This is a genomic window from Sphaerisporangium rhizosphaerae (assembly GCF_042665155.1).
In the GTDB taxonomy this organism is placed as follows: domain Bacteria; phylum Actinomycetota; class Actinomycetes; order Streptosporangiales; family Streptosporangiaceae; genus Sphaerisporangium; species Sphaerisporangium rhizosphaerae.
This window is the reverse complement of sequence record NZ_JBHTCG010000001.1, coordinates 78,467-98,440: the sequence shown is the minus strand read 5'-3', so window position 1 is coordinate 98,440 and position 19,974 is coordinate 78,467. Positions and strand designations below refer to the sequence as shown.

Genomic DNA, 19,974 nt, shown 5'->3' with positions numbered 1-19,974 from the left:
AAGTAGAGCGGGAGATCGTCATGGCCGATCGCCGGGAGCTTCGATGAACGAGGCCTTCCACCAAGAGATGCGCGAAGACGCCGCGACCCGCAATCTTTGCGCTGGCGTCTACCTTGATCGGAACTTCCGATCAACGGTGATCCAGAAGGTGTACAACGACACCCGGCGTCGGGTCGCCCCGTCCTACGGCTTCGACCTGGTGGCCGTCGTCCGGCACGCCTGGCGGGCATGGGCGCTCGAGGTCATTCAGGATGTCGGCATTCTGGGCATGCTGCTGATGGGATTCGTGGCGAACGCCCCGGTCACGTTGACGGCGGTCAGTTGGATCGCCCTAGGCCACCTGGTGCGGATGGCGTTGCGCAATGCGCTGGTGCTCGCACCGCTCAAAGCCAAGGAAGTGGCCGACCGATGGCTGCACCGCGACCGATGGGCTAGCGAAGGGGAGCTCCTGAGGGTGCATGCACGGCTCTTGCGGATCAGCCTCGGGGCTTCTCTTCCGCTGCTTCTGGTGCCGATGGTGGTGTCGGGTCTGGTCGGCCGGCCGTTGGCGCGGGTGGTGGAGGGAGCGGTTTGGCTTGTGGCGCTCGTCGCCACGTGGGCGGCGGGGTCGGCCGTCGCCAAGCGGATCGCCATCAACAAGATGCATAATGCCAAGTCGCTCCGGATCGTGCCGCGCACCGGACGGTTGGCAGCGATCTCCTTCCAGGAGAAGCATCCCTGCGTGGTGTACTCACGGCCTCAAAGTGCTGAACCCGCCCGGAAGGGGCGGGCACTCGTCACGCCTACTCTGTTCGACGATCCGGACCCGTTCGATGAGCCAAGCCTGTTCGTGGGCAGTGGCAGGCTGATTCACCGGTGGCTACCGCCGCTCGCGATTCAACTGCTGCCGTCAGATGCGGATGCCCCGGTCGATATCGACATTCCCTTCGAAGCGCACGAACTGGTGGGTCGTCTCAAGAAAGATCTGGACGCGATGCGGCCGGAGGAGGATGCGCACCACCCCACCAAGTTACGAGGACTGGAGTGCAGGTCCCGTTTGTACATCGCAGAGGCGGACGTCTCGGCCACGAACCGGGAATCGCTTCATGTCCATCCCGACTCTCAGGACCTCGAGTCGATCATCGACCACCCGAACAAGCTGTACCACCATTTCCTGGAGATCGTTGTCACGGACACCGGAGAGCTCGTGACCAGCATCTATCTCCGAGTAACGGTCAAGGGACGCGCCCTCAGCCTGGACTTCGCGGCATGTGCGCTGACCCGCACTCCGGAGGAATACGGAATCTTCGATGCCGGCGGGCGAAGCGGCTGGATCGCCGTTGTCCGCTCCGCGCTGACCGGCCTGCGCGATCTCCCTCTGACTGTCGGCATGGTGTGGCGCGTGGCGGCGGCGCCGGCGACGCTCGTGCGTGCCGTACGGGCGAGCAAGCGCGGTGCTTATCCGCGGCGCCATGTACCAGGTTCGGGCACGCAAGCCAGCATTCGCGAACTGAAATCCATGAAATGGGAGGAGGCGAGCCTGGACAAGTTCACTATTTATGACTACATGAAAATCATAGAGCAGCACCTTTTGAAGACCACAAAGGAATTCCTGGATGGCAGAGGGCTCGATACGTCGACCTTCGAGAAACAAGCCTCCACCATCATCAACAGCGGTGTACTCAACATGGGCGGGACGACCGAGGTGCACAACTCCGCGGTGGGCGCCCATTCCCAGGTCAAGGCAGACATCCGCGAGGACGCGAACAGTCAATGATCGAAAGATGGAGGAGCCGACTATGGCGGCGAACGTGCGGAACAGCGGGATTCTCACCACCGGAGGGAGCACGACCGTCAGTGGATCGGCGGTGGGGGACAATGCCACCGTCAACGTCACCGAACCAACGCCCGTGCCGACCGGTCGCCGGAAGGCGGACATAGGAGTGATCGCTGTCAAGCCGGTGGAGTTACGCGCGGTTCGCGAGGTCCTCGGTCTCCGTCCCTCCAGTGGCGGCGAACTGCCCTTCCACGAGGGCGAAGTGCAGGTCCGCGATCGGACTGCTCGCGTCGCCGCCATACGAACCCTCTCGCAGGGGCAACGTTCGGCCGTTACCGCGTTCGGAGACCTGCGGCAGCATTACCAGCCAGCCGTTATCGCGCTTGTCGGTATCGGTGGAGGTATCCACAGGGACGTCAACATCGGAGATGTCGTGATCGGCACACAGGTCGTGTATTACGACCGGCGAAAGGAGACGCCTAGCCAGGTTTGGCGCAGGGGTGAGGACGTCCCTGCTCCTGCGCCGATCGTGCGCGCCATCAATACGTTCTTTGACGACCACGACGAGCCGGCCAGATTCCAGGCGCAAGGATCGGATGGTGTCCTGCGCGGCTACCAGGTGCTGCATGGGCCGATCGGCTCAGGCGAAGCCGTCATCGCGGACGTCGCCTCAGAGATCCGCCGCTATCTCGTCGCTTACAACGACACCACGCGCGCAGTGGACATGGAGGCAGGTGGGCTCGTCCGGGCCTTCTATGAGCAGTCCGGAGTCGGCCGCGTCGAAGGGTGGCTGGTCATTCGTGGCATATCCGACAACGCGGACCCGGATAAGGGCGACGATCCCCAAGCCGCTGCAGCGTGGCATGCAGCCAAGGTTCTGCGGGCGCTTCTGCCCTACCTGCCACTCGGCCGTTCGACGCGCGCTGAGCGCTGAAGTCCACGGTCTCCCTGCGTGACAACAAGGAGATGACCATGAGTGCCTTTGTGCTCGGGGTGCTGAGCTCCATTCTCGCGACGGCGCTTACCGTGACCGCAGGGTGGGTGGTTTCCCCTTGGGCCAGGCAGCTTCCCATAACGCTGCTCTCGCGGCTCACCGGCTTAGGACTTCGGCGCCTTTACCTGCAGCAGAGACTGGCCAATCTCGATCTGCCGGCCGAACTGGTCCGCGCCCGGTGGGTGAAGGTGCTCGCCGGGCGGGGGAACGAGATGACCCGTGATGGGTTCGCCGCCGTCTGGCAGAACATCGGCAAGCGGTTGCGATCGGTGGAGATACTGCTGCCCGACCCCGAACTCGGCCCAGCGTCCTGGCTGGCGATGAGAGAGGCAGAGTTGCTCCGAATCGACCCAGGATTCGCGGTCGGACTGCTCGGGGAGCAGATCCGTTTGAACGCGGCATACATAACTGCGGCGACGTCCGATCGCCAAGATGTCCGTTTGCGGTTCTATGATCTGCCCAACCTGCATCGCGTCATCGTGACCGACCGGGTCGCCTACCTCACGATCTATGGGCCCGCAGAGCACGGTCGCAACTCGCCGTGTCTGGAGGCGCGCCGGCCCGGGTTGCTCTACGACTACGCACTGCTGTTGTTCGCAACGGCATGGGAACATTCCCGACCGGCATCCGTCGCGTCGACTGAACACTGACCTAAGGTGAACGGCGATCGGGCCAGCGGGAGGCTTACCGGGCGGACAATGGCAGTGGAGGATGACGACGCACACTGCCACCGCTCACGATGACAGGAACACCTCGTCGAGGTGCCATTCGAGGGCTTCGCGGTGGGGACGGTCGGGGCGCTGATCGGGTACGGCTATCTCGGAACCCGCTCGCTTGTAGAACTCCTCGCCGTTGCCGAACTCCTCTCGGCGGCGAGGGCTGACCCGCAGTCGGTAGCCGGGGTCCACCGCCAGGTATCCCCGGTCGAACAGGGTGTGGACGTCCGAGCGGAGCAGCAGCCCATTGTCCAGGCGGTGCTGCCCGCCGGCCAACAGCGGACGGATGTGGGCGGCCTGCAGGACAGGGCGGATCTTCTCGCCGGTGACGGCGCAACGCCGGTTGTAGGCGCCGAGAACGACGGCCTGGAACGACTGTTGGCCAAGGCGGCGAGGAGCCAGGCGAGGATCGCCGTACACCGGGCCGTCACGGTGCCACGGCTCGGAGAGATCTATCTCTACGGGAGCGCCCAGCAGGCGTAAGAGAAGATCGTGGAAATAGTCGGCGCGGGGGTGAACCGCGAGATCGTACCCTTTGCCCTGAACGATGTTCGGGGCGAAGTCCGGCGGAGGTCCTTCAGCATCGTCGAGCGGGAAGAAGCGCGTGTCGCGGACGAAAACACAGCCGATCACCGGGTCCTCACCAGGGGCGATCAACTTGCTACGGTATTTGCCTATCCTCTGGCGCATCTCGTCCACATCGGCCGCGCCGTTGGCCTGACCGAAGAACTCCCACGCCTCGGACACGCGGAGCTGGGCGAAGCCGCTGTAGAACCCGCCGCCGATGACGCTGTTGTGCGGGTGGTGACTTTTGAAGAAGAAGGGCTCGCCGGGGCTGAGAACCCGGAACTCCCGCGCTCCGGAGGGCCGCCAGAAATTCACCTCGGCCAGGGCCGGGCGGGCAGCGAGGAAGCGGTACCACTCACCATCGGTCACCCCGACGTATGCCTTCATGCGGGAATTGTCCACCGCGTTGATCGTCCCCGCCACTCGATCTCCCCAAATGGCCGGCCCGCCGACTGTGCTGGAACCGGATTCTCGTGGGCCCGCATGCAAGTACGGGGCGGCCGAAACATGGTCCGTTGACGCCGATCGGCCCGTCGTGGACGACTAGGGTGAAGCATTCGGGCCGATTCTGAGGACGGACGGCAGGATGCGCACACGAACGGTGAACACCATCGTCGCGATGGCCTTCTGTGTGGTGGTGGCTACTGGAGCCTTCGTCTTCGTGAGGGCGGAGGCATTCCTGGACGCGCTTCTCATGAGGGCGGATCCGGCATGCATCGAGCTGGCGGCGGCCGACAACGAGAGACTGGCCGAGGCCATCGCGCCGTACCTGCCGTCGGTGCGGCACGATGACATCGAAGGCGGCCATGGCTGCCAGCCTCCTGAAACAGGCGCGTGGGTGGAGATCGAACTGAACGGCATGTCGATCGAGAGCGCCCTGCGCGGGTTCAACCCTCCGACATGGACGCGCCTGCCGGAAGCCGAAGTCCGAGTGCAGATCGCGCCCGACGAGAATTCCGCGACCGTCATTGGGAAGGTCGGTGATCGCGAGGTGAATGTCAGCGCGTACCAAGTCCGGTCCGGTAAGGGCCCCGTGACCGTCATGGCCTGGTACACGGGCGAGAAATGACGCCGAACTGCTACTCCGGCCGTCCGGGAGGCACGCGACCTCCCTTGCGGGCCGAGCCGGGCGCGGGTGCCCGGATTCCTGGTTGCGCCAGAATCTGTGGCGGACCGCTGAAAGCATAGGTAGTCACGTGGGGCGCCATCGCGTAATTGATGCTGACATGAGGTGAGATGGCATGACATCCCCCTCCGTAAGCGGAAAAGGTCGCCGGACCGGCGTGTCGCCGGGGGGTTGGGGTGCTGTGTGGGGGGCGTGCCGTACGGCGGGGCGGATGTGCATGCCCTTGCTGGCCGCCTCCGTGGTCACCGTGGGCCTGGCCGGGCTCGTGGACGTCGCCGTGCTGGTGTGGGTTGCCGTGCCAGACGCGTCCGTGATCAACGGTGTGCCCGTTCCCGGCCCCGGTTCCGTCGCGACGCCGGTCCTGCTCGGTCTCGCCGCCATCGGGTCCGTGGTCGCGAGGGTGGTGTCCATGGTCGCGGGCTGTCGCCTCGTGGTCGCCGGGCTCGAAGGGCGTCCGGTGTCGGCCGTGTGGGCACTGCGCGGACTGGTCCGCCGGACCGGCGCGCTGTTGCTGCTGTTGGCGATCCTGTTCGCTGCGATGGCGGTGGTCGTGATCCCTTGGCGGTGGCAGGGGCGTATGCCGGGACCGCGGTGGGTCTGTTGGTGGCGGTGGGGCCGTTCCTGGTGGTGTGCCGGGTGCTGCTCGCGATCCCCGTCGTCGGGGCCCAGCCGGTCGGGGCGGTGGCGGCCACGGTGCGGGCGGTGCGGCTGGCCCGCGGAGATCACCTCACGACCGTCGCGCATATGGGGATGGTGGCGGTGGTGTCGGCGCCGGCGTGGCTGCCGTCCTGGACGACCCGGTCGCTGTTCGCCGGTGGTCCGGCGGTGGTCGCGGGCAGCGTGGCGGCCGTCGTCCTCGAGACACTGCTGGCGCCCTTGCAGGTGGTGTTGCTCGCGTGCTGCTACACCCACCTGTGCCGGCGTGCCGGCGTGCCGGTGAGCGGGCGCTGCAGGTGCCAGCGCCCGAGCAGGTGGTGCCCGAGCGGGTGGTGCCCGAGCGGGGGCGTCGCGTCGCCGCGGCCGGCCGGCCGTCCTCGTGACGGTGCTGGGGGCATTGCTGCCGGGGGCGCTCTACGGTGTAGTCCTCCTCGGTGATCCGCTGGGGATCCTCACGGCCACGCTCGTGGCTGCGCCGGCGGAGCGGGAAGAGCTTATACCGCCGCGCATCGTCTTCGGCGCGGGCGGCGCCCCATCGTCGCGGGTGTCGAGCCGCTGGTCTGCGAGGACGTACGATGCGCGGGCCGGCGGACGGTCGAGATCGACCAGCGTCTGAGGCTCGTGGATCCACGCGGCATCAATGTGGTGCCCGGCAGCGACGGCACCATCCGCATAATCCCGTGGGTGGACGAAGGCGCGGACATGACCCTCCGTCTGATCCCCTGCTCTCGCGGCCGCTGAACCGATCTCATGAAGGGCCGGCGCCTGGCGTCGGCGTCGCAGGATGGCCTGTCCGACTACAGCACCGTCGCCGCCGGCGTCCCCATGCCGGTGGTCGCATCGGTGGTCCAGCCAGGGTTGGCCGAGCCCGATGTTGCAAGTTCTTCGAGACGCTCCGCTCGGCGACCCCGACCACGTCCTCGTCCTCGGCGGTCCTGCTGACGTTGTGCGAGAGCGTGACATGCGCGTCCGCGCGAACGGTCAGCATGTTCCGGGCTCGCCGACATCGTCTACCAGGACCGTCCGCTGGCTGTGGCCGTGGGGGACACCGGCCGGGCCGTCGTGGCCCATCTCGACAGGGACCGCGGGCTCATCACCGTGGCGGTCTGCGGGTCGGCGTCCTGCGCCGGCCACACGGTCGAGACGCTGGGGCCGCTGTCCGGTGACTGGGCGATCTCGTACGGCTACGTCCGGCTTGCCCTCGCGGTCAGGCGCGACGGCCGGCCGGTGCTCGCCTACAACGACCCGGACACCGGCGCGGCCCGGATACTGACCTGGGCGACGGCCACCTGTGCCGGTACGCCGCAGGTCACGGAGCTGCGCCATGTTGTGCCGCTGCGCGGGTTCGGGTTCGCTTTCGACGACCATGACCGGCCGCTGATCGCCGGCTACTCCCGGGACGATGACCGTGTCACCCTCCACGCCTGCGCGGACGAGAGATGCGACGACGGACGGGATGTGCCACTGCTGCGGGCGGCGGAGCCGGGCTCGCTGGAGCTCGCGATTGGCCCCGACCGGCTGCCGCGCGTCGTCTGGGGCGCGGCGGGCGAGTACAACGTCCTCACCTGTGACCGCCCGCGCTGCGGCGCGTGATCACCGAAGTCCTGCATCGACATGGGGAGGAGGCCGCGGCTTCCCACTTGGTGGTCGAGCTGCTCTCCTGCGCCCTGGTCGCGGGGGACGACGTCGAGCGTGCACTGTCTGGAGATCAACGCGCTGTTGGCGCCCGCCGTTCAGGTCAGCGAGTCGATCCAGCGTTCCAGGCGGCAGCCTTCGGTGGCCATGAGTTCGGGGTCACGGAAGGTGTTGGTCAGCAGGGAGATCCCCTGGTAGGCGGCGATCAGGGCTACGGCGAGCTCGCGGGAGTCGGACCGGCCCATCGCCTGGAACTGTTGCTCGGCCCAGTCGAGCAGGACTTGCATGATCTTGGCGATCTGGCGGTCCAGGCCGTCTTCGCGCTTGTCGAGTTCTGCGGCCAGTGTTCCGGTGGGGCAGCCGTACCGGGCCGCGAGCTCGCGCTGATCGACCCACCCGCCCACGAGCGCCTTCAGCCGCTCTTGGGGGGTGGGCAGGTCGTCGAGCGCGGCGATGATCGTCTGCAGGTTCTGCCCGTGCGCGTCGATCGCGGCCTCGACGAGCTGGTCCTTGGTCTTGAAGTAGTAGTAGACGTTGCCCACGGGCACGTCGGCCGCTCGGGCGATGTCGGCGAGCGTCGTCTTCTCGACACCCTGTTCGTGCAGGACGCGGGCCGCGGCCGTGGCCAGCCGCTCCCGCTTGCCCGGCTTCTGCCGCACCTTCGTCGAGTCAGTCACCTGACTAACTATAGACGCGTGGTGATCTGATCGACTATGGTCCTGAGTCAGTTAGTCAGCTAACTCACTCAGGAGATGGTTTGCGTGATCGTAGTAACGGGTGCGACCGGGAACGTCGGACGGAACGTCGTGCGGATCCTCGCCGCGGCCGGAGAGCAGGTGACGGCGGTTTCCCGGCAGCCCGTGCAGCCCTCGCAGCTGCCGCCCGGCGTACGGCACATCCGGGGCGACCTCGCCGAGCCCGTCAGCCTGAAGCCCGCGCTGGAGGGGGCCGACACGCTGTTCCTGCTCGTCGCCGGTGACGACCCGCAGGGCATCCTGGACCTGGCCAAGGCGGCCGGAATCCAGCGGGTGGTGCTGCTCTCCTCTCAGGGAGCCAGGACACGACCCGAGGTCTACCGCCATCCCGCCGCGTTCGAGGAAGCCGTGCAAGGCTCCGGTCTGGCCTGGACGATCCTGCGGCCCGGCGGCTTCCACTCCAACGCCTATGCCTGGGCCGATCAGATCCGGTCGCAGCGGACGGCCGCCGCGCCGTTCGGCGACATCGGGCTGCCGGCCATCGACCCGGCGGACATCGCCGAGGTCGCGGCCGCGACCCTGACCCAGGACGGCCACACCGGCCGCGCGTACGAGCTCACCGGCCCGGAGCCGGTCACCCCGCGGGAACGGGTCGCGGCGATCGGTGGGGCGCTGGGCACTCCCGTCCGGTTCGTCGAGCAGACCCGCGAGGAAGCCCGCGCGCAGATGCTGCGGTTCATGCCCGAGCCGGTCGTCGACGGCACCCTCGCCATCCTGGGCGAGCCGTCGGGCGACGAGCAGCAGGTGAGCCCCGACGTCGAGCGGATCCTCGGCCGCGCACCGCGCACCTTCGCCGACTGGGCGGCACGCAACATCGCGGCCTTCCGATGACGACCCCGGCCGGTGACCGTCTGGCGACGACCTCAGATCATCCCCGAGGGCGCCTCACCACCCTGGTGGACCGCTGCGCCTCGCCGAGGGGGCACGTCGCTGCGCCGAACGCTACCGGTCCGCACCGCCCGCCCCGCCCGGTGGGGTTGTGATCGAGATAGCGGTCGACTGAGTGATGAAACTCAACATCTGAAAGGGACACACACCATGCCCACCCAGCCCGTACTCGACTCGACGATGTACTACGAGGACCTCGGCGCCGGCGCCCCGATGGTCTTCCTGCACGGCAACCCGACCTCCTCCTACCTGTGGCGGAACGTCCTCCCGGCCGTCGGTGAGCCCGGCCGCCGTCTGGCTCCCGACCTGATCGGCATGGGCAGATCCGGCAAACCGCCCATCGACTACACCTTCGCCGACCACGTCCGCTACCTGGACGCCTGGTTCGACGCCCTCGGCCTCGACGACGTGGTGCTGGTCGGCCATGACTGGGGCAGCTTCCTCGCCTTCGACTGGGCCGCCCGCCACCCCGGTCGCGTCCGCGGCATCGCGTTCACCGAGGCGATCGTCAAGCCGATGTCCTGGGAGGAGTTCCCCGAAGGTGGCCGAGAGCTGTTCCAGGCGATCAAGACCAGCGGCGTGGGCGAGGCGATGATGCTCGACGACAACCTCTTCCTCGAGCAGGGGCTGCCGGGCAGTGTCGCCACCACCCTCGGCCAGGAGGACCTCGACGCCTACCGCAGGCCCTATCCCACGCGGGAGAGCCGCCTGCCGCTGCTGCGATGGGCACGGTCGATGCCGCTCGGCGGAGAGCCCGCCGACGTCGTGGCCAGGGTCGAGGCCTACGACCAGTGGCTGGCGACCAGCCCCGAGGTGCCCAAGCTGCTGCTCACCTTCAACCCCGGCCCCGGCCACATGATGACCCCGGCGATGTACGACTGGTGTGCGGCCAACATGGCCGGCCTGGAGATCCGGCATCACGACGTGATCGCCGGGCACCACACCCCGGAAGACCACCCTCACCTGATCGCCGCCGCCATCGCCGACTGGGCCGACAAGCACGGACTCCGCTGATTCCCGATGGCAGGGGCAGATGTCCCTGCCGGGGACCTGCCCGAGCAGGACGTTCTGCTCGGTGTTGTCCGCCGCCCATGCCGTGGCGGGCCGACGCGACGCCCGGTACCCGTCGAGATCGCGAAGATTGAGCTGACAGGTACCCAGGGGACCGATCTACAGTCGCCACGGCCATCTCGATGGGTGGGCGGGCGCGCTGGCGGACGCCGGGGTGGGCGCCGGTGACATCGCGCTGGTCGCGAACTGTCATCTGCATTTCGACCACTGCGGCGGCAACCCCATGCTGAGCGGTAGGCCCATCCTGGTCCAGGACTCCGAACTGGCCACCGCCCGCCGTGGCGGCTACACCGTGGACGCGCTCGTCGACTTCGCCGGCGCGACCTACGAGGAGCTCGCGGGGGAGACCGAGGTCTGGCCCGGCGTCTGGATCATCCCCACCCCCGGGCACACCGAGGGCCACCAGTCGCTGGTCCTCCAGCGTCCCGACGGGAGCGTGGTCCTCGCCGGCCAGGCCCACGACTTCGCGTCCCATTTCGCCTCCGACCACCTGGCCCGTCAGGCGGCACTCCACGGTGCGGCGGACCCGCTCCCTTCGTACCGGCCCTGGCTGGAACGCCTCGCCGACTTCGACCCGCGCCGTGTGCTCTTCGCCCACGACTGCTCGATCTGGGAACCCGCGCACATCGATTTCTAGCGCCGGGCCGCCCTCTGTCAGGCTCGCCCGACGCCACGGCCGCGACGCCGAGCCGTAGGGTCCGGGTCGAGCCGTGGGTCAGCCGCTTTCCCGATCACTTCCGGCGCGTCGTATCGAATTCGGCGTACTTCTGGGGAGTGCGGAGGTGAGTCCAAGGCCGGCGCGGGATATCAGGTGCCGGGCCTCCGCGTTGTCAGCTCATTGTCGTCCGCACCAGTCATTGGCGGATATATGCGTTATGCGAAGTATGGGTAATTGGTGATTACTTCTCACGTTCGCGTCTCTGGTCTTCTCCCGGGGATCAGTGGGTCGCTTGAATTCTGTGCCATCCATTTGCTCAATGGAGTCGGCCATGTGAGGATCATTAGCTCTGCTTGGCAGTGGCATTGCGAAGGGGATGGGTGTGAAGGCCAACGAGACGACGTTGCGGGAGATCATCGCCGGGGAGCAGCAACTGCTGGTGCCGCTGTACCAGCGGCCGTACTCCTGGGAGCGCGGGCAGCTTTCCACCCTGTGGCGCGACATCGAACTCCAGGCGGACCGCGTCGGGCAGGGTAAGGACAACAGCCACTTCCTCGGTTCGGTGGTCCTCGCTCCCGGTCCGAACAACTCGCCAGGCAACCCGGAGTGGCTGGTGGTGGATGGCCAGCAGCGGCTGACGACTCTGATGGTCGCCCTCTGTGCTCTCCGAGATCATCAGGCGGCCGAGGATCCGGTACACCGCGAGCGAATCAACGAGACCCATTTGATCAACAGGTTTCGTCCCGGTGACGCCCGCTATCGCCTCCTGCCCACGCAAATGGATCGGCAGACGTTCAAGGATTGCGTCGAAGGTCAGCCTTTCGGTGCCACCGACAGCCTCATCGCGTCCGCCTATCAGTTCTTCCGCACCAAGCTCGTCGAGGTCGACGACCCGGCGGACCCGCACGACATCGCGCGCATCGAAAGCGTCGTGCTCAACCGCTTGAACCTTGTACAGATCGTCGTGGAGGGCGACGACAACGCCTTCCGGATCTTCGAGTCCATCAACAACACCGGCATGCGGCTCAGCCAGGTCGACCTCATCCGCAACTACGTGTTCATGCACCTGCCCACCAAGGGCCAGTTCGTGTACGACACGCACTGGTTGCCCATGCAGCAGAAGCTGGGCGCCAAGGGGATGGACCAGTTGATGTACCTGGCGCTGATCCTCGACCGCGGCGATGAGGCGCAGTACAACGACACCTATCGCGGTCACCAGGAGCTCCTCCGCGCGGTGACCGTGGACAAGAAGGACGTCGAGGATCGGGTCGAGGCGTACGTCAAGAACCTGGCGCGCCGGGCCCGCTACCTGGAGCGCATTCTGACGCCGGCCGGCGAGTCGGAGATCGACGCGCGCCTGCGGTTCCTGAACGAGTGGAAGGGCAACACCGCCTACCCCGTCATCATGCGGCTGCTGGAACTCAACGAGAGCGGGGAAGCCAGCGAGGACGAGGTGATCGAGGCCCAGCGCTACATCGAGAGCTTCCTGGTCCGCCGTCTCATCGGGGGAGTCACCACCGGCAACCTCAACAAGATCTTCATGCGCCTGACCCGCGAGCTGACCGGGGAGGAGCCGGTGAACGACGTGGTGCGCACCGGCCTGTCACAGGCACGCCTGTACTGGTCGCCCGACGAGCAGTTCCGCTCTGACATCCGCAGCCGGGCCTTCTACTGGGCCGGGCGCACCGCGCAGCAGAAGCTCGTGCTTCGCCGGCTGGAGGAGTCCTACGGCGGCAAGGAACCGGTCGAGCTCTCCGACACGAAGATCACCATCGAGCACGTGCTGCCGCAGAGCCCCACGGCCGACTGGCGGGAGCAGCTCGCCGCCGACGGGGACGCCGACCGGGTCCACAAGGAGCTCGTGCACACCCTCGGCAACCTGACGCTCACCGGATACAACTCCGAGCTGAGCAACATGTCCTTCACCAAGAAGCGGGACTTCCTGGGCCGTAGCAGCCTCGTCATGAACCAGCGGATCGCCAAGCACGAGCAGTGGGGCAAGGCCGAGATCCAGTCCCGCGCCGACGAGCTGGCCGCACGGGCCATCGAGATCTGGCCGAGCCCGCTGGACCTCGGCCCGGTCGGGCCCTCACGAGACTGGACGCTGCTGCACTCGGCGCTCGCGGCACTGCCGGCGGGCACCTGGACGACCTACGGAGATCTCGCGGAGCTGATCGGGTCGCATGCCGTGCCCGTCGGCGTGCACCTGTCCGCGTCGGAGGTGCTCAACGCACACCGCGTGCTCACCGCGAACGGGCAGGTGTCCAAGGGGTTCCACTGGGCCGACGAGAACGACGACCGCGACGTTCACGAGGTGCTCAGCGCCGAGGGCATCAGGCTCGACGAGGCCGGCCGCGCCGATCCCGCCCAGCGGATCTCGGCCCGGGAACTCGCCGAGTTGCTGGAGCTTCCGGGGGCGGTGGATCTGAGCGAGGCGGCGCTCGCGGCCGATGACGATTACGCTCATGTCGGCGAACACGAGCAGCGCTTCTTCCAGCAAGTCGGTGAAGAGAAGGGGCCGCAGGCGGCCGGTGCGGTGTCCCGCCTTCTGGACTGGTGGCGCGGCCGTGGCGGCGAGGTGCAGTTCGGCCGGTCGGCAGGGGCGTCGTGCGCGCCCTTCGTCAGGCTCGGCAGCGAGATCCTGCCCATCGTCCGGCTCTACAACAAGACGGTGGAGGTGCCGTTCGCCACGCTCAAAAAGCGCGTCCCGTTCAACGATCCGGTTCTGCGGGACGAGCTGCGCCAGAGACTGAACGAGGCGCCCGGCGTCGACCTGCCCGCCGCGAAGCTGGAGCTGTATCCGTCGTTCGACATCGCCCTGCTGGCCAACGAGGCCGTCTGGGACGTGCTGGTCTCCGCCATCGACTGGTTCGTCAGCCGGACCAAGGGGGCGACGGAGGTGGAGTGAGGCGGGGTTCTCAGCAGGCAGGAGTTCTCAGGGCGGGAGCGTGAGGGTGTCGGGCACTGGGTTCGGGGTGGGGGAGCGTCCCATCGACTTCTTGGCGCACCATCAGCGCAGGGGAGAGGCGGGGGCGCGGGAGGACTTCGAGCAGATGCTGGTGTCCCTGGTCTCGGCGGTGACCGGCCAGGAGGCCGCTCTGGTCCGCGCCAACCCCGGCGACTGGGGCATCGACGTGCTCGTCGGCGACCTGAACGGCAGCGTCGAGATCTGGCAGTCCAAGTACTTCATCAAGGAGTTCGGCGAGTCGCAGAAGAAGCAGGTGCGCGAGTCCTTCGACTCGGCGATGCGTCACGCGGCGCAGGAGGGGCACACCGTGACGCGGTGGGTGCTGTGCATCCCCTGCGCCATGGACGCGCGGACGCTGAAGTGGTGGCACGGCTGGCGGGCTCGCCTGCGGGCGGAACACCAGGTCGAGATCGAGCTGTGGGACGAGAACGGGCTGCGCAGCCGGCTGGACCTGCCGCAGAGTGTGACCGTCAGGCGTGCGTACTACGACCCGTATCGCCCGGTGCAGGGCGAAGACCCGCCTCCCGTCGTGGTCGCCGACCACGTCATCACTGCTCCAGCCGCCGACTGGCGGGGCGGGGCGGAAGTACGGGTCGGTGACGCCTGCTACCTGCTGCATGACGAGCTCGTTCAGGACGTGAGCAAGGACCACGCCTGGGTGTGGCGGGAGGCCACCGCCGACCAGATCGAGCCCGCTGCCGTGCGAGTACGGCTGCGCCAGGTCGCCGTACTCCGGGAGACGCCTGGAGCCGAGGCCGCCCGCCGGGCCATGCGCGTCCAGGCCGAACTGCTCACCGCACTCGCGGGCGCGCGGGGTCTCCCCCGTCTGCTCGCCGTCCACGAGAACGGCGCCGGGATCACCACGGCGTCGGCGCTCGGCGCTGGGCCGACGTGGCGTGCGGCGTTCGGGCCGGGCCTGGTTCCGCTCGACCGGGTCACGGTCGCGGACGTCCTGGCCGCCGCCGCGCGACTGTGCGAAGCGCTGGCCGAGCTGCACCGGCACGGGCACGCGCACCGCATGGTCGGCCCTGACACGGTCGTCATGACCGGCCGGGACCACGAGCCGGCGCTGCGGGACATCGGCCTGGTCGCGTGGCCGCCACGCCCCGGGGAGGGGCCCGACGGGTGTCGCGCCCCCGAGCAGGCGCGCGTCGGCGTCCGCGGACGGGCCCCGGGAACGCACACCGACGTTCACCAGCTCGCCGCGCTCGTCTACCACACGGTGTCCGGGCACCCGCCGATGCCGGGCGGGTCACCGCCGATACGGGCCACCGTGCCATGGTTCCCGGCCGCGCTCGACGAGCTCCTGGCTCAGGCCCTCGACGTCGACCCCGCACGTCGTCCGCGGCGGATCGCCGTCCTCGGCGCCGCGCTGTCGCGTGCCCGGCGAGAGGTCTCCCGGGGAGGTCACGCGTGACGACGGTACGGGTGTTCCTGCCCGGTCCGGTGGCGGTGATCCCCTCCCAGAAGGTACGTGACCAACTGGCCCCGCGCCTGCGTCCCGCGCACCTCGTCGACAACATCAACGCGCTCGCCCGAGCCGGGGCGTTGCCGGCCCGCATGGAGGAGAAACATCTCGCCGTCTATACCGACACGCACGTCGTCGGGCTGTACGTCACAGAACTGGGTGACGCGTATCGGCTCGGGTGGGCCGCCCCGCGCGGTTTCCGGGACGAGGAGCGGCTGCTGCGCGGGGCGTTGCTCCTGGGCGGCGCGGCTGGTTGGCACGAGTACCACCAGATCAGGGACGTGCCGCGTGGTGTCACCTCCTCGCACATGGCGCTGCTGCGGCAGGCGTGGGCCGACGCCAACCGGCTCCAGCCGCCGCCACCGCGCCTTCCTCCGAGGCACACCGAGTATCTGGACCTGATGGAACAGGTCATCGAAGCCGGTCGGGACATCGAGGTCGCGCGCCAGCGCGCCGAGCCGCCCATCCACTACCGGCGGCGAGAGAGCACCCGTGAGGAGCGACGGTCGGCGAGCGGCGTCTACGCGTTCACCCTGGTGCGCCCCACGACGCTGGCTGCCGGCGCGGTCGTCCACCTCGCCGATCAGCCCGAGCTGCGGGGCAAGGTCAAGCGGCTCGAAGGCACGAACCTGGTCGTCCGGTTCGACGGGCCGATCGACTACGGGCGCATCCCGGCGCAGGGCGCGCTGACGGTCATGCCCAGCGACCTGGTCTTCCGGGCCCAGGCCGACGCCGTCGCGGCCCTGCGGCGGGGCGAGGTGAGCAACCCCGAGATGCTCCGCTGGTTCGTCGACCGGCAACTCGCCCCGTTCAGGACCGATCCGATGGCCCGGCCCCGCAGGGCGCTCGATCCGGGCGGCCAGCTACCGGCGTTCCAGAAGGCGCTGGCCGTGCCCGACGTTCTCCTCATCCTGGGGCCACCGGGGACGGGCAAGACCAGGACCATCACCGAGATCGTGGCCGCCTGTACCGCTCGCGGTGAACGTGTCCTGGTCACCTCGCACACCAACCGCGCCGTCGACAACGTGCTGCAACAGCTGCCCGAGGACATCCGGACGGTGCGGGTCGGCAACGAGGACGCCATGACGGGCCGGGCGCGCGAGCTGATGGTGGAGAACCACGTCACGGCCGCACGGGAGCACATTCTGGCCGCCACGCAGGCCATGGCGTCCCGCCTCGCGGTGTTCACCGGGGAGGCGGAGGCCGCCGGACGCTGGCTGGTCCATCTGACCGATTCCCTCGACGCGGCTCACCGGGCGGAGCAGGAGGCGGCGGGCTTGGCGGCTTCGCTCGACCACGCCGTCCGCCGTGCGCAGGCGCCGTTGGCCGGACGGCTCGCCGCCACCGGCAGCAGGGCCGAGGCCGCGCGGGCCGCCGCCGAGCGGCTGCGAGCGCGGGAGAGCCAGTGGGAGCAGCGGCACGCGCGAGCCCACGCGCGTGCGGGTGCGGGGCCGCTCGCCTTCTTCCACCGCTGGCTTGCCGACCGGCGGCTCGGCAGGCTGCACGCGGTGCGGCGGCGACTCGGGCCCGCGCACGCTGAACTCGCCGACGCGACGGCGGCCCACGACGCCGTACGCGCCGAGGCCGACCGGCTGGTCGCGGCCGACCCGGAGGCGACCGGCCTGATCGGGGCGAGGGACGCCGCCGTCGGCCGCCGGAAGGATGCGGCGGCCGAGGCCGGGCGATCCGCGGAGATGCTGTGGGCGATGGTCGCGCAGGTCGTGCCGGTGCCGCCTCTGGCCGTACCGGACGATCTCGCCGCGTGGCGTGTGCTACGTGACCAGTTCGGCGCGAGCGTGCGAATGCTGCGGGGGCGAGCGGGCCTGCTGGCCGAGTGGCGGGACGGCATCGGCGACGCCGAGCTCGACCTGCAACGCGAGTTCGTCAGGTACGCCGACGTGGTCGCCGCGACGTGCATCGGCACCGCAACCTCGAAACTGCTCGCGGAGCTCCAGTTCGACCTGGCGATCGTGGACGAGGCCGGGCAGATCTCCACGCCCAACCTGCTGGTTCCCCTGATCAGGGCGAAGCGCTGCGTTCTGGTGGGCGATCACATGCAGTTGCCGCCGTACCTGGACGACGAGGTGCGCCAGTGGCGTGAGAGCCTGGCGCGCGACGCCGCGCTTCCTCGCGAGGCGGCACGCGAGATCGGTGAGCTGCTGCGCCACAGCGCGTTCGAGCGCCTGTACGGCACCGTTCCCCCCGACCACCAGGTGATGCTCGCCGTGCAACGCCGTATGCCCCAGGAGATCGGCCGGTTCGTGTCGGACGCCTTCTACCAGGGTTCTCTGCTCACCGACCACAGCGGAGGCGGCGGCGACCCTGTCTTCACCAGTCCGTTCGCGATGGTCGACACAGCGGACCTGTCCGCCGGCGAGCGAGGGGAGCGGTCCGCGGGCCGGGGCGAGGGAGGCAACGGGCACGGGTGGGTCAACCCCCTGGAGGCGGACCTCATCGTCCGGCTGGTCACCCGGTACGCGCGGCACTACCGGGACTGGGCGGTGATCCTGCCCTACCGCGCGCAGGCCGAGCGCATCAGGGCCGGCCTCAGGAATACACTCGGGGACGGTCCGCAGGTGGCCGACAACGTCGGCACGGTCGACTCCTTCCAGGGAGGGGAGCGCGACCTCATCGTCTATGGGTTCACAGGCAGCAACCCGCGAGGCGAGGTGGGGTTCCTCACGGAACTGCGGCGGCTCAACGTCGCCGTCTCCCGGGCCAAGTGGCAGCTCGTCCTCGTCGGCGACACCACCACGCTGGGCGCCGCACGCGATGAGGGATTCCGCGCCTTGATGGGGCGAATGCTCGATCACCTCGGCGAGGCCGGTGACCGGCGGCCGTCCGCTGAGGTGCGAGCCCGCCTCGACCGGGCGGAGGGGGAGTTCCTGTGACGTCGCGCGCCATCTATGCCGCGCGGCGGGCGGTGGAGCACGCCGTGACCGTGCCCGGTGTCCGTCCGTTGCGACTGTTCCCCGTCCTGTGGCCGCTCTGGCAGGTGGAGATCAGTGCCAATGTCTACGAAGAGCAGGCGTACGAGGTCATCGACCGGTTCCTCGAACGCGCCGTCGTGGAGGGCGGCATCGACAGCAGGGACGAGCTGGCCCGCTTCTTCGGCCTGCAGCCCGCCCTGGTGGATCGTTGCCTGGCCTTTCTCGGGGTGATCGGCCACCTCACGGTCGACGGGGGTGTCGTACGGCTCACCGAACTCGGCCTGCAGTCGCTGCGGGCCGGCGTACGGCTGACGCCGAAGGAGAGCAGGCAGAAGGTGCTCATCGAACGCTTCACCGGCCGTCCCCTGCCACGCCGCTACCACCACGGGTCTCTGCACGTGCTGCCCGAGCCGCGGATCCCCGACCACCTGCTCGCCGACCGGTCCCGGTTCCTGCCCCTGTTCACCCCCACGGCCTTCGAGCCCGCGATCGTCGACGCGCTGGCCGCCCGCCCCGACCGCACCGAGTACAACCTGCCGAGCCGGCTCAGGGACATCACGACCGTTGCCGCGCAGGACGCTTACCTGCCCGCCTACCTCGTCGAGACGGAGAGGCACGCTCTGCTCGCCTATACGGCGATCGGTGATGAGCGTGACACCTTCCTTGAGGAGATCTGCCGGGACGTGCCCTCCGTCCAGCTGAAGATCGACGCCGAGACCCGGCTTGACCGCCGGGAACTGTGGACCGAATGGCTCGCCGAGAGCAGGCACGGCCCGGGTCGGCTGCAGCAACTCCGGAACGGCGTCTGGCGCGTGACGCTGTCACCGGCCGCGTTCAGCGGCGCCCCCAGACTCTCGCTCAGCAGCGTCGGCTCCTTCCAGTTGCGCAAGTACCACTTCCTGCAGTTGTGGTGTGACGACCAGGATCTGCGCGGCCGGGCCGTCGCCGAACGAGCCCTCGGCATGGCCCGCCTGAGCGAGGTGCGCACCCAGAACGATCTCGTCGAGCGCATCGGGGTACTGGCCGACCGGCTGGAGGTGAAGCCCCCGTCCGTCGCCGACCTTCGCGCCTACGCGACGACGAACGGCCTCCACGACCACCTCAGCCACCTGGACGCCCTGGCGTGAAGTGGTGGCCGCATGGATGACCGGTGAAAGCCCGGCGGTCGGCGGTCGGGTGCGGTCACATCAGGTTCAGCGACAGGCCGCACACGAGCGTGGTGAGCAGGATGGTCATGGCGAGGGTGCGCAGGCGTGCGCCGAGGGACGGGCGCAGGAAGATCACCAGGACGAGAGCAAGCGCGAGGCCGGCCCAGTCCTGCCATGGATAGCCCCACTCGACCGCCACACAGCACTCGCCGTCTGCCGAGTCCCACCACAGGGACAGCACGGCGGGGACCGTCTGCCCCTGGACGAGCGCTGACATGGCCAGGTCTCCGCCGAGTCCGTCACGGCGGGTGAGGTGGGCCAGCACCACCCCGGCCGACGGGAGCACCAGGGACCACAGCAGGTAGAAGGTGATCCCGGAGGCGTCGCCGGGGGGCGGGTACGGAGGGGGGACGTCTCTCACCAGGTCGACCACGGTCACGGCGACGGCGGCGCCGAGCGCCAGGAGCGGTCCCGCCGCCACCGCTTGGCGGACCCCGGGGATGGCCCGCCCGCAGGCGATGGCCGCTGCGAAGAACGCGAAACGAAAGAAGAACGACTCCGCGCCGAGGTACACCGGGGAGAGGTCCCCGGAGCGCTGGTGCAGCAGTCCCGCGAGACTCCCGAGAGCCACGCCGAT

16 protein-coding genes are annotated in these 19,974 nt (G+C 68.7%); 13 read left to right on the top strand and 3 right to left on the bottom strand.

Annotated features, from left to right (window positions below):
• Positions 1–43 precede the first annotated feature (43 nt).
• From ACFQSB_RS00405 to ACFQSB_RS00395, 3 genes are read left to right on the top strand one after another with little or no spacing between them, the layout of a single operon-like run.
• Positions 44–1,756 (top strand): hypothetical protein, encoded by a 1,713-nt coding sequence (locus tag ACFQSB_RS00405; protein ID WP_380823673.1) that lies wholly within the window; start codon positions 44–46, stop codon positions 1,754–1,756.
• A 22-nt stretch (positions 1,757–1,778) separates the two neighbouring features.
• Entirely contained in the window at positions 1,779–2,690 is a 912-nt protein-coding gene (locus ACFQSB_RS00400; protein WP_380823672.1) for a 5'-methylthioadenosine/S-adenosylhomocysteine nucleosidase family protein, read from the top strand.
• Positions 2,691–2,728: 38 nt separating this feature from the next.
• The gene (locus tag ACFQSB_RS00395) at positions 2,729–3,400 is read left to right on the top strand and encodes a hypothetical protein (RefSeq protein WP_380823671.1); all 672 of its coding nucleotides are present in this window, start codon (positions 2,729–2,731) and stop codon (positions 3,398–3,400) included.
• Between the two features lie 84 nt (positions 3,401–3,484).
• On the opposite strand, the gene ACFQSB_RS00390 is transcribed toward ACFQSB_RS00395, so the two are convergent.
• Positions 3,485–4,456 (bottom strand): HNH endonuclease, encoded by a 972-nt coding sequence (locus tag ACFQSB_RS00390; protein WP_380823670.1) that lies wholly within the window; start codon positions 4,454–4,456, stop codon positions 3,485–3,487.
• 178 nt (positions 4,457–4,634) lie between these two features.
• Between ACFQSB_RS00390 and ACFQSB_RS00385 the strand changes: the two genes are divergently transcribed.
• The 3 genes from ACFQSB_RS00385 to ACFQSB_RS00375 all read left to right on the top strand — a co-directional run bounded on the left by ACFQSB_RS00385 (position 4,635) and on the right by ACFQSB_RS00375 (position 7,409).
• Positions 4,635–5,102 carry a hypothetical protein gene (locus ACFQSB_RS00385; protein ID WP_380823669.1) on the top strand — a complete coding sequence of 156 codons (468 nt, stop codon included), beginning with the start codon at positions 4,635–4,637 and terminating at the stop codon, positions 5,100–5,102.
• Between the two features lie 648 nt (positions 5,103–5,750).
• Positions 5,751–6,254, top strand: coding sequence for a hypothetical protein (locus ACFQSB_RS00380; protein WP_380823668.1), 504 nt, complete (start codon positions 5,751–5,753; stop codon positions 6,252–6,254).
• A gap of 600 nt (positions 6,255–6,854) precedes the next feature.
• Positions 6,855–7,409 carry a hypothetical protein gene (locus ACFQSB_RS00375; RefSeq protein WP_380823667.1) on the top strand — a complete coding sequence of 185 codons (555 nt, stop codon included), beginning with the start codon at positions 6,855–6,857 and terminating at the stop codon, positions 7,407–7,409.
• Positions 7,410–7,549: 140 nt separating this feature from the next.
• On the opposite strand, the gene ACFQSB_RS00370 is transcribed toward ACFQSB_RS00375, so the two are convergent.
• A complete protein-coding gene (locus ACFQSB_RS00370; protein WP_380823666.1) occupies positions 7,550–8,128 on the bottom strand; it encodes a TetR/AcrR family transcriptional regulator in 579 nt (192 codons plus the stop codon).
• An 84-nt stretch (positions 8,129–8,212) separates the two neighbouring features.
• Here ACFQSB_RS00370 and ACFQSB_RS00365 point away from each other — a divergent pair, with 84 nt between their 5' ends.
• The 7 genes from ACFQSB_RS00365 (at position 8,213) to ACFQSB_RS00335 (ending at position 19,316) form a co-directional block, all read left to right on the top strand.
• Complete coding sequence (locus ACFQSB_RS00365; protein ID WP_380823665.1) at positions 8,213–9,037, top strand: NAD(P)H-binding protein; 825 nt, start codon at positions 8,213–8,215, stop codon at positions 9,035–9,037.
• Between the two features lie 12 nt (positions 9,038–9,049).
• The gene (locus ACFQSB_RS00360; protein WP_380823664.1) at positions 9,050–10,108 is read left to right on the top strand and encodes a haloalkane dehalogenase; all 1,059 of its coding nucleotides are present in this window, start codon (positions 9,050–9,052) and stop codon (positions 10,106–10,108) included.
• A 154-nt stretch (positions 10,109–10,262) separates the two neighbouring features.
• Complete coding sequence (locus tag ACFQSB_RS00355; protein WP_380824043.1) at positions 10,263–10,802, top strand: MBL fold metallo-hydrolase; 540 nt, start codon at positions 10,263–10,265, stop codon at positions 10,800–10,802.
• Between the two features lie 403 nt (positions 10,803–11,205).
• Positions 11,206–13,731 carry a GmrSD restriction endonuclease domain-containing protein gene (locus ACFQSB_RS00350; protein ID WP_380823663.1) on the top strand — a complete coding sequence of 842 codons (2,526 nt, stop codon included), beginning with the start codon at positions 11,206–11,208 and terminating at the stop codon, positions 13,729–13,731.
• Positions 13,732–13,777: 46 nt separating this feature from the next.
• Positions 13,778–15,208, top strand: a complete 1,431-nt coding sequence (locus ACFQSB_RS00345; RefSeq protein WP_380823662.1) for a hypothetical protein — start codon at positions 13,778–13,780, stop codon at positions 15,206–15,208.
• Positions 15,205–18,150: a DEAD/DEAH box helicase gene (locus ACFQSB_RS00340; protein ID WP_380823661.1), complete on the top strand. Its 2,946-nt coding sequence runs from the start codon at positions 15,205–15,207 to the stop codon at positions 18,148–18,150. Before ACFQSB_RS00345 ends, ACFQSB_RS00340 begins: the two co-directional genes overlap by 4 nt.
• The gene (locus tag ACFQSB_RS00335; RefSeq protein ID WP_380823660.1) at positions 18,147–19,316 is read left to right on the top strand and encodes a hypothetical protein; all 1,170 of its coding nucleotides are present in this window, start codon (positions 18,147–18,149) and stop codon (positions 19,314–19,316) included. Before ACFQSB_RS00340 ends, ACFQSB_RS00335 begins: the two co-directional genes overlap by 4 nt.
• Before the next feature lie 55 nt (positions 19,317–19,371).
• Here the strand turns inward: ACFQSB_RS00335 and ACFQSB_RS00330 are convergent, their stop codons facing one another.
• Complete coding sequence (locus ACFQSB_RS00330; RefSeq protein ID WP_380823659.1) at positions 19,372–19,968, bottom strand: hypothetical protein; 597 nt, start codon at positions 19,966–19,968, stop codon at positions 19,372–19,374.
• Positions 19,969–19,974: the final 6 nt, after the last annotated feature.